This is a genomic window from Lentzea sp. NBRC 102530 (assembly GCF_030269365.1).
Classification (GTDB): domain Bacteria; phylum Actinomycetota; class Actinomycetes; order Mycobacteriales; family Pseudonocardiaceae; genus Lentzea.
On record NZ_BSTF01000014.1, the window covers coordinates 83519 to 97077 of the forward strand.

Annotated in this window: 16 protein-coding genes; 8 read left to right on the forward strand and 8 right to left on the reverse strand. The window is 68.7% G+C overall.

The window, feature by feature from the left end:
• Positions 1–2 precede the first annotated feature (2 nt).
• Positions 3–590, reverse strand: coding sequence for a cadmium resistance transporter (locus tag QSK25_RS32230; RefSeq protein ID WP_285643873.1), 588 nt, complete (start codon positions 588–590; stop codon positions 3–5).
• Between the two features lie 82 nt (positions 591–672).
• On the opposite strand from QSK25_RS32230, the gene QSK25_RS32235 reads away from it, so the two are divergent.
• On the forward strand, positions 673–966 hold the full coding sequence (locus QSK25_RS32235) for a hypothetical protein (RefSeq protein WP_285643875.1): 294 nt from the start codon (positions 673–675) through the stop codon (positions 964–966).
• A complete protein-coding gene (locus QSK25_RS32240; protein ID WP_285643877.1) occupies positions 897–1310 on the forward strand; it encodes a tetratricopeptide repeat protein in 414 nt (137 codons plus the stop codon). The genes QSK25_RS32235 and QSK25_RS32240 overlap by 70 nt, the downstream gene beginning before the upstream one ends.
• Here the strand turns inward: QSK25_RS32240 and QSK25_RS32245 are convergent.
• The gene (locus QSK25_RS32245; RefSeq protein WP_285643879.1) at positions 1304–2140 is read right to left on the reverse strand and encodes an oxidoreductase; all 837 of its coding nucleotides are present in this window, start codon (positions 2138–2140) and stop codon (positions 1304–1306) included. The genes QSK25_RS32240 and QSK25_RS32245 overlap by 7 nt on opposite strands.
• Before the next feature lie 152 nt (positions 2141–2292).
• Here QSK25_RS32245 and QSK25_RS32250 point away from each other — a divergent pair, with 152 nt between their 5' ends.
• Entirely contained in the window at positions 2293–3159 is an 867-nt protein-coding gene (locus QSK25_RS32250) for a helix-turn-helix transcriptional regulator (protein ID WP_285643881.1), read from the forward strand.
• Here the strand turns inward: QSK25_RS32250 and QSK25_RS32255 are convergent.
• Positions 3143–5803, reverse strand: coding sequence for an alpha/beta hydrolase family protein (locus QSK25_RS32255; RefSeq protein ID WP_285643885.1), 2661 nt, complete (start codon positions 5801–5803; stop codon positions 3143–3145). The two genes, QSK25_RS32250 and QSK25_RS32255, sit on opposite strands and share 17 nt — an antisense overlap.
• Positions 5804–6095: 292 nt before the next feature.
• Positions 6096–6257 carry a hypothetical protein gene (locus QSK25_RS32260; RefSeq protein WP_285643887.1) on the reverse strand — a complete coding sequence of 54 codons (162 nt, stop codon included), beginning with the start codon at positions 6255–6257 and terminating at the stop codon, positions 6096–6098.
• 68 nt (positions 6258–6325) lie between these two features.
• Between QSK25_RS32260 and QSK25_RS32265 the strand changes: the two genes are divergently transcribed.
• The 3 genes from QSK25_RS32265 to QSK25_RS32275 all read left to right on the forward strand — a co-directional run bounded on the left by QSK25_RS32265 (position 6326) and on the right by QSK25_RS32275 (position 7945).
• Positions 6326–6922 (forward strand): histidine phosphatase family protein, encoded by a 597-nt coding sequence (locus QSK25_RS32265; RefSeq protein ID WP_285643889.1) that lies wholly within the window; start codon positions 6326–6328, stop codon positions 6920–6922.
• Positions 6922–7392, forward strand: coding sequence for a GNAT family N-acetyltransferase (locus QSK25_RS32270; RefSeq protein ID WP_285643891.1), 471 nt, complete (start codon positions 6922–6924; stop codon positions 7390–7392). The genes QSK25_RS32265 and QSK25_RS32270 overlap by 1 nt, the downstream gene beginning before the upstream one ends.
• Positions 7393–7519: 127 nt before the next feature.
• A complete protein-coding gene (locus QSK25_RS32275) occupies positions 7520–7945 on the forward strand; it encodes a DUF5684 domain-containing protein (RefSeq protein WP_285643893.1) in 426 nt (141 codons plus the stop codon).
• Between the two features lie 73 nt (positions 7946–8018).
• Here QSK25_RS32275 and QSK25_RS32280 read toward each other — a convergent pair whose 3' ends face one another.
• The 3 genes from QSK25_RS32280 to QSK25_RS32290 form a co-directional block, all read right to left on the reverse strand.
• On the reverse strand, positions 8019–8864 hold the full coding sequence (locus QSK25_RS32280) for an SAM-dependent methyltransferase (protein ID WP_352236626.1): 846 nt from the start codon (positions 8862–8864) through the stop codon (positions 8019–8021).
• 110 nt (positions 8865–8974) lie between these two features.
• Positions 8975–9688, reverse strand: a complete 714-nt coding sequence (locus tag QSK25_RS32285; protein ID WP_285643897.1) for a S1 family peptidase — start codon at positions 9686–9688, stop codon at positions 8975–8977.
• Positions 9689–9770: 82 nt separating this feature from the next.
• Positions 9771–10190: a hypothetical protein gene (locus QSK25_RS32290; protein WP_285643899.1), complete on the reverse strand. Its 420-nt coding sequence runs from the start codon at positions 10188–10190 to the stop codon at positions 9771–9773.
• Between the two features lie 253 nt (positions 10191–10443).
• On the opposite strand from QSK25_RS32290, the gene QSK25_RS32295 reads away from it, so the two are divergent.
• Together QSK25_RS32295 and QSK25_RS32300 are read left to right on the forward strand one after the other, a co-directional pair.
• Positions 10444–11376, forward strand: coding sequence for a diacylglycerol/lipid kinase family protein (locus tag QSK25_RS32295; protein ID WP_285643901.1), 933 nt, complete (start codon positions 10444–10446; stop codon positions 11374–11376).
• A 245-nt stretch (positions 11377–11621) separates the two neighbouring features.
• On the forward strand, positions 11622–11876 hold the full coding sequence (locus QSK25_RS32300) for a WhiB family transcriptional regulator (RefSeq protein ID WP_015104912.1): 255 nt from the start codon (positions 11622–11624) through the stop codon (positions 11874–11876).
• A 142-nt stretch (positions 11877–12018) separates the two neighbouring features.
• On the opposite strand, the gene QSK25_RS32305 is transcribed toward QSK25_RS32300, so the two are convergent.
• Positions 12019–13497 carry a PAS domain-containing sensor histidine kinase gene (locus QSK25_RS32305; RefSeq protein ID WP_285644156.1) on the reverse strand — a complete coding sequence of 493 codons (1479 nt, stop codon included), beginning with the start codon at positions 13495–13497 and terminating at the stop codon, positions 12019–12021.
• Between the last annotated feature and the right edge of the window lie 62 nt (positions 13498–13559).

The following is a 13559-nucleotide window of genomic DNA, read 5'->3' on the forward strand; positions in this document are numbered from 1 at the left end:
TGTTATAGGCCGAACGCGCCACCCTCGACGAGGATGAGCACGCCGATGCCGATCAACACCACCGGCAGCACGACGTGACCCCACCTCGACAGCACGCGCGCGACCGCCGGACGCGTCGCGAAGTACCGGCCCATCGCCACCCACACGGCGACCAGCAGCAGGAACACCACCACGTAGACCGCCATGTCACCGCTGGAGGTGGCGAACACCGGAACGTAGACGCCGATGTTGTCGCCGCCGTTGGCGAACGTGACGGCGGCGACCGCGAGGACCGTCGGGCCTCTCGCCGTCTGTTCCTCATCGGGATCGTTGCGGTGCCGCCATGCTTGAACGGCGGCCTTGATGCCGAGCACGAGGGGCAGCAGGCCCAGGTACGGGATCGCTTCGTCCGGCAGGAAGGTGGCGCCGAACGCGGCTGCGACGGCGGCGGCGAGGATGCCCGCGAAGCCCAGGTACTGGCCCAGGGCGATGGTGCGGGTGGTGTGGCGCAGGCCCGCGCCCTGGGCGAAGAAGAGGGCGAGGATCACGATGTCGTCGACGTTGGTGACGGCGAACAGACCGACCGCCTGGCCGATGGTGCCGAGGTTCACGTGTTCATCCTTCAGGGCGGTGAGCGCCGTTCATTTTGGGCTGAAACGCAACAGGTCGGGCCTTCGGATCGATTGATGTCGTATGACTCCCCGTCGCCGGATCGTCAACGGCGTCATCATCGCGGTCCTGGCCGCGGCAGTCGGCTTGGTGACGAACTTCGCCTCGGACGAGATCCCGGGGTGGTTCAAGGCCGACCCGGCACGGCCGTGGCTGGTGCTCCTCGTGCTCGTGCTGGCCGGCATCCTCGCCCAGTTCGCGTTCTCCGGTGGGAAACCCGAACCTGCCACCAAGATTCGGGCCAGGGCGTGGAACGTGCCCTCACCATCGACGAAGCCGCCCACGGCCCCAACCACCCCACAATCGCCATCCGCTTGAACAACCTCGCCCTGGTGCTGCAAGACCTCGGCCAACCCAACAAGGCCAAACCCCTGCTCGAACGCGCCATCACCATCGACGAGGCAACTCGCAGCCCCAACCACCCTGTAACCGCGCTGCGTCTGAACAACCTCGCCCTGGTGCTGCAAGACCTCGGCCAACTCAACGCGGCCAAACCCCTGCTCGAACGCGCCCTCACCATCCACGAGGCAACTCACAGCCCCAACCACCCTCAATCGGCCCTGTACCTGAACAACCTCGCCGGGCTGCTGCAAGACCTCGGCCAACTGGACGAGGCCGAAATCCTTCTGGAACGAGCTCGGAGAATCCGAGAGGCTCAGTAGGACGCCACGTCGGTTGAGCGGGAGAGCTCCTGCCACTTCTCCAGTTCGTCGCCCACGGCAGTGAGCTTCGTGCGGATGTCGCCGAGCGTGGACGTGCCCAGCGGCAGCCGCGCGGGCATCTCGTCAGCAGCAGCGATGGTCAGGATCGCCTGAGCGGCCTTCTCCGGGTCGCCCTCCTGCTGGCCGTGCGACGACGCGGCCCACTCACGCGAGGCGCCGCCGGTCGTGGCGTAGTCGTCGATGACGCGCGAAACGTGACCCAAAGAGGACGACGCCAGGAAGTCCGTGCGCAGCGGGCCCGGCTGCACCGAGGTGACCTGGACGCCCAAGGGTTCCAGTTCCAGGCGCAGCGCTTCGGTGATGCCCTCCAGCGCGAACTTCGTGGCGCTGTAGACGCCCCAGCCTGCCCACGCGACCACGCCGCCGGTCGAGCTGATGTTGAGGATTCGGCCGGAACGGGCCGCGCGCAGGACGGGCGTGACGGCGCGCAGGACGGTCAGGAGGCCGAAGACGTTGATGTCGAAGACCGAACGGGCCTCGGCGTCGCTCGTCTCCTCGACCGCGCCGACCAGGCCGCGGCCCGCGTTGTTCACGAGGACGTCGATGGTGCCGAAGCGGGCGACGGCGGCCTGCACGGCGGCGAGAGCGGCGTTCTCGGACGTGACGTCCAGCGGTAGCGCGAGCAGGCTCTCCGAGTAGCCCGGCAGGGCCTTCTCGATCGACTGCGGGTCGCGGGCCGTGGCGACCACCGAGTGACCTTCGGAAAGAGCCGCCTTCACGATCTCCAGGCCCAAGCCGCGGGAAGCGCCGGTGACGAACCAAACAGACACGATGTTCTCCTCGGAAGCGGTGCTGTTGACGCTTTCCATTACGTCCCACCACGAAGCCGAAGAGAACGGGATGACTGGTACCCCTCAGCGTGGCTCTGGCAGTACCACCCACGCGCTGCCGCCCACCACGGACCAACCCCATACTCGGGACCATGACCATCGAACTGCGCGACTTCCTCACCTCGCGCCGGGCGGCACTGAGCCCCGAGGACGTGGGCCTGCCCGCGGCGACGACACCGCGCAAGGTCAAGGGGTTGCGGCGGGCTGAGGTCGCGATCCTCGCCGGGGTCAGCGTCGACTACTACGTCAAGCTGGAGCAGGGGCGGGCGCGCAACGTGTCCGAGCAGGTCGTCGAGGCCGTCGCGCGGGCGCTGCGGCTCGACGACGTGGAGAGCCGCTACTTCAGCTCCCTCCTCCAGCCCGGAACGAGGCACCAGAGCACGGCGAGGGCCAGGCCCGCGGTGCAGTCGATGATCCGGGCGATCGACGTGCCCGCCGTCATCCACGGGCCGCACCTGGAGGTCCTCGGCATCAACCACGCCGGCAAGGCGTTGCTGGACGACTTCGAGGCCATGCCGCCGGAAGGGCGGAACCTGGCGAAGTGGATGTTCCTGAACCCCAGGGCGCGGATCGTCTACCGGGACTGGGCGGAGATCGCCTCGGACATCGTGGCCACCTTGCGGGCGTCGATCGTGCCCGGACGGGGCAACGAGGCGGTGGCGCGGATCGTCGGCGACCTGAGCACGCGGTCGGAGGAGTTCGCGAGCATGTGGGCGGACTACCGGCTCTCTGAGCACCAGCACGGCGTCAAGCGGTTCTTCCACGAGGCCGTCGGCGACATGAAGCTCAACTGGCAGACCCTGCAGCTGCCGGACGCGGAAGGCCAGACCGTCGTCATCTACAGCGCCGACACCGGGTCGCCGTCGGAGGAGAAGCTGCGGTTGCTGAGCAGCTGGACGACGAAGGACGCGGGTGGCCGCGAGAGCGACCACCCGCGCACCGTCACACCCCCTCGGTGACCTTGCCGGTCACCTCGAAGCCGGTACCGGTGGGGTTGAAGCCCTCGAACTTCAGCCGCACCTGCTCCTCCCCCTCGGTCTCGGTGTCGGCCACCGTCGGCACCCCGAACTCGAACGAGGTCGAGCCGGCGTTGATGAACACGTAGAGCCCGAGTCCCGTGGCCGACAACGGCCGCGAGGGCAACGGCTTCTCACCCGAGTTCTGCTCCAGCCAGGTCGGGTCGACGTCCGTTGTGGACAGTTCGGTGCCGGACGCGGGCACGACCGGGGTGCCGTGGAGGCCGATCGACGAGTCGGCGACCTCGGACAGCGTCACCTTCCACCTCAGCGTGCCGCCCTCCGCGACGCTGTCGGCGACCGGCGTCACCGTCAGCTTCGGCATCGGGTCGTCGTTGCGCACGAGGAGTCCGCCCGTCGCGAAACCGACGACCGCGTTGGAGATCGCCTGCACCTGAACGGGGTTCAGCACGTCGGAGGACCAGCGGGTGTTCCCGGTCCACGTCACCGGCACCTCGGCCTGGCGCTCGCCCTGTCGCAGCGTCACCAGTTTCGTGGCGGGCTTGTTGCCCGGCTCGTTGTAGAAGAGCCGGAACTCGCGGGTGCCGCTGCCGGTGGCCGTGATGACGACGTTGCCGGTCTGCGTGCCGGAGTCGCCCTCCACCACGTCGGTGAGCGTCGCGTCGACGCGGGAGAGCCGCGTGGGCACCACCGGGACGAGCCCCTCGTCCCAGCCGTGGGCGTCGATCAGCCACGCCTCACCGGACGCCGACTCCGGCACGAGTTCCAGCGAGGCGACCTCGCCGAGTCCGTGCGGCAACGGCACGCGGACTTCCTGCGCCCACAACGAACTCGTGCGATCGCTGCCGGGAAGACCGGCCACCGGCACCGAACCCAGCGAGTGCTTCTGCCCGTTGCGGTCGGTCACCGCGACGCCGAACTTCGCCGCCGCCGCGTTCGGCGCGACGGCGAGGCGCAGGGCGAGGTCGCGCGATCCGGCCAGCGACACCGGCTCGGCCGGCGTGATCACACCGGCCTGCCCGGCCGAGGTCCACCTCAGCGCGACCGCGAGGCGTTCGGGCTGCGACACCGCACCGCGGAAACCGACGAAGTGCGGCGAACGCGCGCCACCACAACCGATCGCCGGGTCACGGGACGTCTCCTGGCAGACGCGCGCGCTGCCGGAGACACCCGTCGCACCGTCCGGCACGACGAACGGCCTGCGGTCGGCACCGACGGCGTGCGAGAGCACGCGGGCCGGGTCGGCGGACGGAGCGCGCACGCCCGATCCGTCGAGCAGCGGCAGCACCGACTCGTCCCGGCCGAGGAACAGCTTCGCGGCCGCCGCGACGTACGTGGCCCCCATCGTCTGCTGCTGCTCGGCGGTCAGGCGGGTGGGCGTACCGGGCGCGCACAGCGGATCGGGCTGCTCGCCGGGCCAGAAGTCGTCGGACGCCGGCGCCTCGGCCTGGCCGGGAGTCCACTCGCTGTTGAAGTAGTTGTGGTTCGCGCCGATCACGTACAGCGCGCTGTGGAACGCCTCGCCCCTGCTCAAGCCGCGGGTCTGGTCCACGAAGACCTGACCCTGCAGGTCGGACACGTCACCGTCGCAACCGGGCAGGAACGTCACCGAGGGCACGTCCGGCGCCGGGTTGTGGCCGAAGATCGTCGGGCCGACGAGGACCGTGCCGCGCACGTTCCAGCGCACCGGCCCGGAGAACCCCGTGTCGCCGGGCGGCGGTGTGAGGCTGTCGGTGGCGGCGCGGTTGACGCCCTCACCGCCGCGGGAGTGCCCGTACAGCAACACCTTCGACATGTCGGCGGCCGGCCCGGACCGCACCGCGGCGGGCACCGCGCCCCGTCCGGCGGCCCAGTCCGCCCACTTCGCGAGGTGGTGCCGCACCAGCGACGACCGTCCCTGCGCACCCGCGTCCGGCGTCCCCGCGTCCTGTGCGTTGATGCCGTTGGCCGAGATCGACACCGTCAGATATCCCTGCGACGCCAGCAACTGCTGTGCCTTCAGGTACCCCTTGTGGCTCGGCACCGCGGTCAACCCGCTGGGGCACGGCCAGTTCAGCGAGATCCGGTTCGGATCGGACTTGCTGTAGCAGGTGAAGTGCCTGCCGTGCAGGAAGAGCGCGAGCGGGCGCTTGCCCGGCGCGTCCTTCGGCGCCACCACGACGCCCTCCACCTCGACCGGTGCCGCGTACCCTGGCAGCTTGATCGGGTCGAGCGCGTACTCACCGGTCGTGGTCGCGTACGGCCCCGGTGTGCCGGGATCGACGCCGCCGTCGGGCTGCACCGCGGGCAACTGCGGCGCGGACAGGCTCGCCGCCGGCGGTTCGAAGACGTCGAGTCTCTTGCCGGCCGACCTCACCTGCAGCGCGGCCGGGTCCGTGAGCTCCGCCTGCAACGTGAACGTGCGCAGGTTCGCGGACTCCTGGGCGCGGCCGAGGAACCGGTCGCCCTCCCAGAACTCCACGCCGGCGTCGCGCAAGGGCACCGACGTGGGCGTGGTCCAGCGGACGACGTTCCCGGAGACGCTCCAGCCCGGGGTGGCCGGTGTGCCCGGAGCGGCCGACGCGGGCAGCGCCGGAAGGACTCCGAACAGCAGAACAGGTACTAACAGCGCGGCTGTGCGACGCATGGTGTGGGTCCCCCTCTGAAAGGACGGGTCCACTCCGTTCTATCGACGCGACACAACAACGGCACCCATTCATGCCGGGAATCTGCCAATTAAAACGAGAAACAGCCGTGAGTATTACGCCGTTCGGCCCAACGAAGAGCAATGTCCCTCGTCAAAGGCCTTCAACACCGTGACTGTCGATCAATTCCGCAGCGCCTGGAGGGACGCAGACTTCCCAGGAAACCAGATCTCGCCGCAATGCGCACGCATTTCGGACGCAGACGAAATTTCTTTGCGCGAACGACCGGGAAATTCACCGGCCGTCGTGGTCGCCGTCGCGCTCGTTCTGGCTCAGCTTGTTCCACGTCGAGGTCAGCTCGGCCCGGATGCGGGCCACGCGAACCCCGAAGGCCTCGCGGATCTCCTGGGCGTTCACGTCGTCCGGCGCGCCGTGGTCGCGGCTCTCGGCGGTCATGGCGAGCGGGGTACCTCGATGGTGGACTACTCCAAACGTGCTCCCCGTCACTCCTTAGGATCAACGGGGTGAGCACCCACCTCTACCTGCTGCGGCACGGCCAGACCGAGTGGTCCGAGAGCGGCAGGCACACGGGACGCACTGACATCGAGCTGACGCCGGAAGGCGAGCAGCAGGCACGCCGCGCGGGCGCCACGCTCGCCCGGCTGCGAGGGACGGACCAGGCGCCCGCTCTCGTGCTGACGAGCCCCCGGCAGCGCGCCACTCGGACCGCCGCGCTCGCCGGGCTGGAGGTGAACGCGACCACCGAGGACCTCGCCGAGTGGGACTACGGCGACTACGAGGGCATCACCACGCCGCAGATCCGCGAGCGCGTGCCCGGCTGGACCGTGTGGTCGCACCCGATGCCGAACGGGGAGACGCACGCGGAGGTGCAGGAGCGGGCGCGCAAGGTGCTCGGCGAGGTGCGCAAGATCCTGCCCGGCGGCGACGTCGTGCTGGTCGGTCACGGGCACTTCAGCCGCGTGCTGATCGCGGCGTGGCTCGGGCTGGCGCCGGACCAGGGCGTCCACTTCGGACTGGACCCGGCGGGCACCTGCCAGCTGGGCGACGAGCGGGGCGACCCGCAGGTGCGCAGGCTCAACGTGCCTGCCTGGGAGGCGTGATGATCCGACGGATCGAGCCGCGCGACGTCGACGCGGCCGTTGGGCTCGTGTACGAACTGGCGCTGTACGAGAAGGCGCCGGACGAGTGCCACCTCACGCCGGAACAGCTGCACACCGCGTTGTTCGGCGACCAGCCCGCGCTGTTCGGCCACGTGGCCGAAGTGGACGGTCAGGTCGTCGGGATCGCGTTGTGGTTCCTCAACTTCTCGACGTGGGACGGCGTGCACGGCGTCTACCTCGAAGACCTCTACGTGACGCCGGACCAGCGCGGCAACGGCCTCGGCAAGAAGCTGCTGCAAGCGCTTGCCCAGGAGTGCGTCGACAAGAACTACACGCGCCTGCAGTGGTGGGTGCTCAACTGGAACGAACCGAGCATCGGGTTCTACAAGTCGTTGGGCGCCATACCGATGGACGAGTGGACGACCATGCGCGTGAGCGGAGAAGCACTGTCCGCACTCGCTGCCGACTGAATGTCTACGTAAGGTCTCGAAAGGCTCACGAAAGAGGTATTCCACACAGGACGGGTCCACGGTCCTGGCAGCGTCCCCGCTCGCCGATCCCCCGGCACAAAAGCAAGCGTGGAAAGAAGGAAAGACCGTGGACCCGAACCAGCCGACGCTCACCGAGGCCGACACCACCGCGATTCTCGGCGGTCTCGCCGTTTTCGGCGTCATCTTCGCGATCGTCGCCGTCGTCGGCATCGTCGTCATGTGGAAGACGTTCACCAAGGCCGGCCAGCCCGGTTGGGCTGCGATCGTCCCGATCTACAACCTGTACGTGCTGACGCAGATCGCCGGCCGCCCGGGCTGGTGGACCGTGCTGCTGCTGATCCCCGGCGTGAACGTGATCGTCCTCGCGATCATGTCGATCGACATCGCGAAGTCGTTCGGCAAGGACGCCGTCTTCGGCATCGTCGCCCTGTGGCTGTTCAGCATCGTCGGCTACGCCATCCTCGGCTTCGGCAACGCGCAGTACCGCGGCCCGGCGGCGGCTCTCGCCACCCAGGGCGCCTACAAGGGCTGAACCGCCTGAGCGAGCACCAAGGCCGGGTTCCGAAGCCACCCCTGTGCTTCGGGCCCGGCCTTCGCCTTGGTCGTCAGACCATCCCGACGGCGCCGTAGGTCGACGCGTCGGCGGCCGCGGACGTTCCGGGCAGCTCGCCGTCCGCCCTCCAGTGGGCGGCGAGCACCAGGCCGGGTTCGAGCAGTTTCAGGCCGCAGAGGAACTCCTCCACGTCCTGCTTGGAGCGCGGCACGAGCTTCGACCCCATGTCGTCACCGAGGTCTACCAGCCGGCCGACGAGCTCCGGCTCCACGTCCTTCGTGAGGTGTGTCAGAGCGACGATGCTGCCCTCGGTCAACGCGGCCCGATAGCGCGCCACGACGCCCGCGGGCTCATCGACGACGTACGGCAGGACGCCGACCATCAGCACGGCCGTCGGCTGGGTGAAGTCGATCAGGCGACGGGTCTCCGGGTGCCTCAGCACGGCGCCGACGTCGCTGATGTCGGACTGTACGATGGCGGCGTTGAGGTTGTCGCGCAGCATCGTGCGGGCGTGGGCGACGGTCACCGGGTCGTGGTCGACGTAGACGACACCGCAGGACGGGTCGATCGACTGCGCGACCTCGTGCACGTTGCCGGCGGTCGGGATGCCGCTGCCCAGGTCGAGGAACTGGCGGATGCCGTACTCCTCGACGCACAGGCGCACCACACGACGCGAGAACGACCTGATCGTGCGGGCTATCTCGGCCACGGGGAACTTCGCGATGCTGTCCTCGGCGAGCGCGCGGTCAACCGCGAAGTTGTGCGCTCCGCCCAGGTAGTAGTCGAAGAGCCGAGCCATGTTCGGGCGCTCTGAAGCGCCGGTTGTCGTCACCCGCTGCGGGCCGTCCTGCACTGCGCACCTCACCCTGCTCCCGAGCGGCGCGAACGCTGGGGGCACGGTAACCGGCTACTCCGTTCGTGTCCATCCACCATTCGTGGTCACGTAGGGTGATGGCCCCCGGCAGGAGCCGAGGGCCATCGCAGGGTTACCGCTGGTCAAGCAGGGTTTCACACACCGGCGTTGCTGGTGATCCAGGACCGGTAGGTGGCGATGCGGGTGTAGTTGGAGCGGGTCGAACGGTCCGAGGTGGACGCGACACCGATCTGCTTGCCGGCGCCGAACATCGGGCCGCCCGAGTCACCACCGGCGGCGATGCCGTCGATGCGCTGCACGGAGATCGCCCGGCCGCCGCGGTAGTCGGTGCCGTTGGGGTTCGTGACCCGCGTGTTGGCGACCTTCAGGTACCGCGACTGGCAGTTGATCTCCGGCTGGTTGGTGCAGGTGGCGCCCCAGCCGTAGAGCTGGACCGTCTGGCCGGTGGCCACGCCGTCCGAGGAGCCGGCGAGCGGCGAGAACGGCGCGTTCATGTTGGTGCTGACCTGCACGAGCGCCAGGTCGGCCGACGGGTGCTTGATGATCCGGGTACCGGTCACCAGCTGGCCGCCGGAGGTCTGGTCCAGACTGCCCGCGCGGAACGTGTACGTGCCGGACGACGCCACGCAGTGCTCGGCGGTCAGGATCCACCGAGGAGCGATCTTCGTCGCGGAACAGTTCTCACGGCCGTTCACGAAGAGACGGGCCGCGTACGGGAAGTTGGAGGCGTTGCCGCCACCGATGATCATCGGCGACATGCCCGGGTCCTCGGGCGCAGCCGAAGCCGTCGGGGATGCGAGGGTGAATGCCGCCAGGAAGGCACCCGCGATCGCAGTCATAACACGCATGGTTGGTCACCTCGTATGTGCAGGGAGTGGTTAAGCAACCACGCACAGCTTCACTCGTTGGTGTGAGGCTGACCACCCTCCGTTAGTCGGCTTTGTCACCTTCGTTCACGTCCGGCTCGCCCATCGCCCAGCGGCGGCCGTCGTTGGTGAACAGGAAGACGAGCACGACGACGCAGTAGATGCCGCCCAGTGAACCGAGCAGCTGCTGCTCCGACGGGCCGTAGGCGTACCAGGCGCACCCGAGCAGCAGCAGCTGCGTGACGATCACGGGCGTGCGGGCGCCGTGGTGGCCGCGGAAGAGCATCACGGTCGCGAGCAGAACCGCGCCGAACCAGATCACGAGGACACCGGCCGCGCCGAGGATCGGGCCCGCCGGGTGCGCTCCCCCGATCACCCGGACGACGAGGGCGAGACCCAGCCCGACACCGCCCAGCCCCTGCAGGAAGGTGAGCACGGCGGCGATGCGGACCGGCCGCGGAGGCGCCGGGATCGCAGTGGTCACGAGCGACCTCTCCTCACGTTCTGTACCTGGTCACGGATCGTAGGCCACCCGGTTGGAGGTCCTCGGAAGCACGTCCGGCGCGGGAAGATCAAGGGGCCTTCAGCGAGCCGGCGGTCGTCCGGGGTGCACTCGTCTGCGGGGCGGACGCGACGCGCGACGGAAGGGAGATTTGCGCCACTTTCGTGAGGCTGGAGCCACCCTGAGGGAGGACATGCGCGCGGCTGACGGTCACGCACTGTCTTACTCTCAAGTAGTGCGCGCTCTTCTCGTGGTGAACCCGCAGGCGACTACAACGACGCCGGCGGGCCGTGACGTACTCGCGCACGCACTCGCCAGCGACGTGAAGCTGGAGGTCGTCCAGACCTCGTACCGGGGCCATGCGGCCGACGCCGCGCACGAGGCCGCGGAAGGCGGGTTCGACCTGGTCATCGCCCACGGCGGCGACGGCACGGTCAACGAGGTGGTGAACGGCATCCTGCGCGGCGGCCCCCGTCCCGAGAGGCCGATGCTGGGGGTCGTGCCCGGCGGCTCGGCCAACGTCTTCGCCGGCGCGCTCGGCATCCCGCGCGACCCGGTCGAGGCCACGCACGTCCTCCTGCAGTCGATCGAGCACGGCACCAGGCGCCGGATCGGGCTCGGGCAGGTCTTCGCGGACGTCATCGAGGACGGCCGCTGGTTCACCTTCAACGCGGGCATGGGCCTCGACGCGGACGTCGTCGCGGGCGTGGAGCAGAAGCGCGCCAAGGGCCGCAACGCGAGTCCCGCGCTGTACCTGTCCGTCGCCCTGAAGGCCTACGCGCAGAACGTCCGCAAGCCGCAGCACTTCACCGTCGAGGTTCCCGGCGAGGCGTTCGACGACGTCGGCATGGTGTTCGTGTCGAACACCGACCCGTGGACGTACTTCGGGGACAAGGCGATCCAGCTCAACCCCAGCACGTCGTTCGACGGCGGACTCGGCCTGAGTGCGTTGAGCACGTTGCGGGTACCCACGGTCGGGCGCTACATCGCGCAGGTTCTCGCCACCGGGAATCCGAAGGGCGCGAAACTCGTTCGGCGCGATGACGTGGGTTATGTCAGAGTGAAGTGCGAGGAGCCCGCGAACCTCCAGGTCGACGGTGATTTCCTCGGAACGACCACCGCGGTGGAGTTCCGGGCGGTACCCGATGCGTTGACTGTTGCTGTGTAAGGAACTTTACAGTCCGTGATCGGTTCGTGACCGTCTCGGTACCCACCTGCGATGTACTGCAGTCGAGTGACAGCAGAGCGTGAAACCCCAGGTGAACGCTGTCGATCTTTTGGGTGAGTTCACTCACCGGGTCAGTGCTTACCCCTTGACATCTCTGCCGTTCGTGAAAGCATTCACAAGCACCCCAAAAACGACCGCTGACAACCGGCGTGCCCTTGTGCGCGCCTAGCTGAGGAGTAGTTCCAATGGACTGGCGCCACCGCGCGATCTGCCGCGACGAGGACCCCGAGCTGTTCTTCCCCGTTGGGAACAGTGGTCCCGCGCTGCTTCAGATCGCCGAGGCGAAGACCGTCTGCCGCCGTTGCCCCGTCGTCTCCGACTGCCTCGCGTGGGCGCTCGAGAGCGGCCAGGACGCCGGCGTCTGGGGCGGGATGAGCGAAGACGAGCGCCGCGCCCTCAAGCGCCGCAACGCTCGCACGCGCGCCCGCAGCAACGCCTGAGCAGGCAGTTAGCCTCTTAAAGCTGCATAAAGAAGAAGCCCGACACCGTGCCAGGTGTCGGGCTTCTTCTTTTGTTTGCACACCCTCCCGCATGACCACGTGAGACCGCTGAGGCTGATCGTCACGTGTGCACGGCGTTAGTTTAGCGCCGCCCCCTGAGCGGCACGCGCAGGACCGCCTCTGTACCGCCTCGGGGCCTGCGCCGCAAGCTCAACGAGCCTCTCAGTTCGGAATCGACGAGGGTCCGAACGATCTGCAGACCGAGCCGGTCGGTGCGTTCCAGCGAGAACCCCTGCGGCAGTCCCTTGCCGTCGTCGGTGATCGTCACGTCGAGCCACTTCGCGGACCGCTCGGAGTGCACGACGACCTCTCCGCGCTGGCCAGGGGCGTAGGCGTGCTCGAAGGCGTTCTGCACGAGCTCGGTCAGCACCATCACCAGCGGGGTGGCGATCTCGGCGGGGACGATGCCGAACCCGCCCTCCCGGCGCACGCTCACCTGGGTCTCGGTGACCGCCACGTCGCTCATCATCGGGATGACCTTGTCGACCACGTCGTCGAGGTCGACCCGCTCGTCGACGGACATCGACAACGTCTCGTGCACGAGTGCGATCGAAGTCACACGACGGACCGACTCCGCGAGTGCCTCCTTCGCCTCCGGGTTGCTCAACCTGCGGCTTTGCAACCTCAGCAGGGCCGCGACGGTCTGCAGGTTGTTCTTCACGCGGTGGTGGATCTCGCGGATCGTGGCGTCCTTGGACATCAGCGCGCGGTCACGGCGACGCACCTCGGTGACGTCGCGGCACAGCACGATGGCGCCGGCGGCCTGCCCGCGTGGCCTAAGAGGCAAAGATCGGAACAACACCGCCGCACCGCGCCGTGACTCCGCCTCCATGCGCATCGACGGCTGCCCTTCGAGCGCCTGCCGGATGCGCTGGGCGACCTCCGTGGCGTCGAACGGGTCGCCGATCAGGCTGCGGGTGAGCGGCGCCAGGTGCACACCGACCAGGTCGGACGCGTGCCCCATGCGGTGGTACGCCGACAGCGCGTTCGGCGAGGCGAACACCACCGCGCCGGACGGGTCGAGCCTGATCAGGCCGTCCCCGACGCGCGGGCTGGTGTGCACGTCCGGCGAGGGTTCGGGCGCGGGGAACGTGCCGTCCGCGATCATCTGGCACAGGTCGGCCGCACTGCCGAGGTACGAGATCTCCAACGGCGACGGCACGCGCGGCACCGCCAGGTTCGTGCTGCGGCTCAGGACCGCGATGACCTGGCTGCCCAGCCGCACCGGGATGGTCTCGCGCCGCACCGGCACGCCGAGGTGCCAGCGCGGGTCCTCCTCGCGGCAGATCCGCGACTCGTCCATGGCCCGGCGCAGCTGCGGGTGCTCCTCGCTGTCGACCTCGCTGCCGACGACGTCCTCGGGGTGGGCCGTCGGCGCCGTCGTGGGACGGGCCTGGGCCACGCAGAGGAACTTGTCGTCCTCCAGCGGCACCCACATGACGAAGTCGGCGAACGACAGGTCGGAGAGGAGTTGCCACTCCGCGACGACCAGCTGCAGGTGGTCGACGGCGGCGCCGGAGATCTTGGTGTGCTCGGCCAGCAGGTCCGTGAGCGTGCTCAGAACTCCTCCATGAGAAACTACGGAAGCTGTGTTCGATCGGTCGGCTGGTCCGACCGATGAAA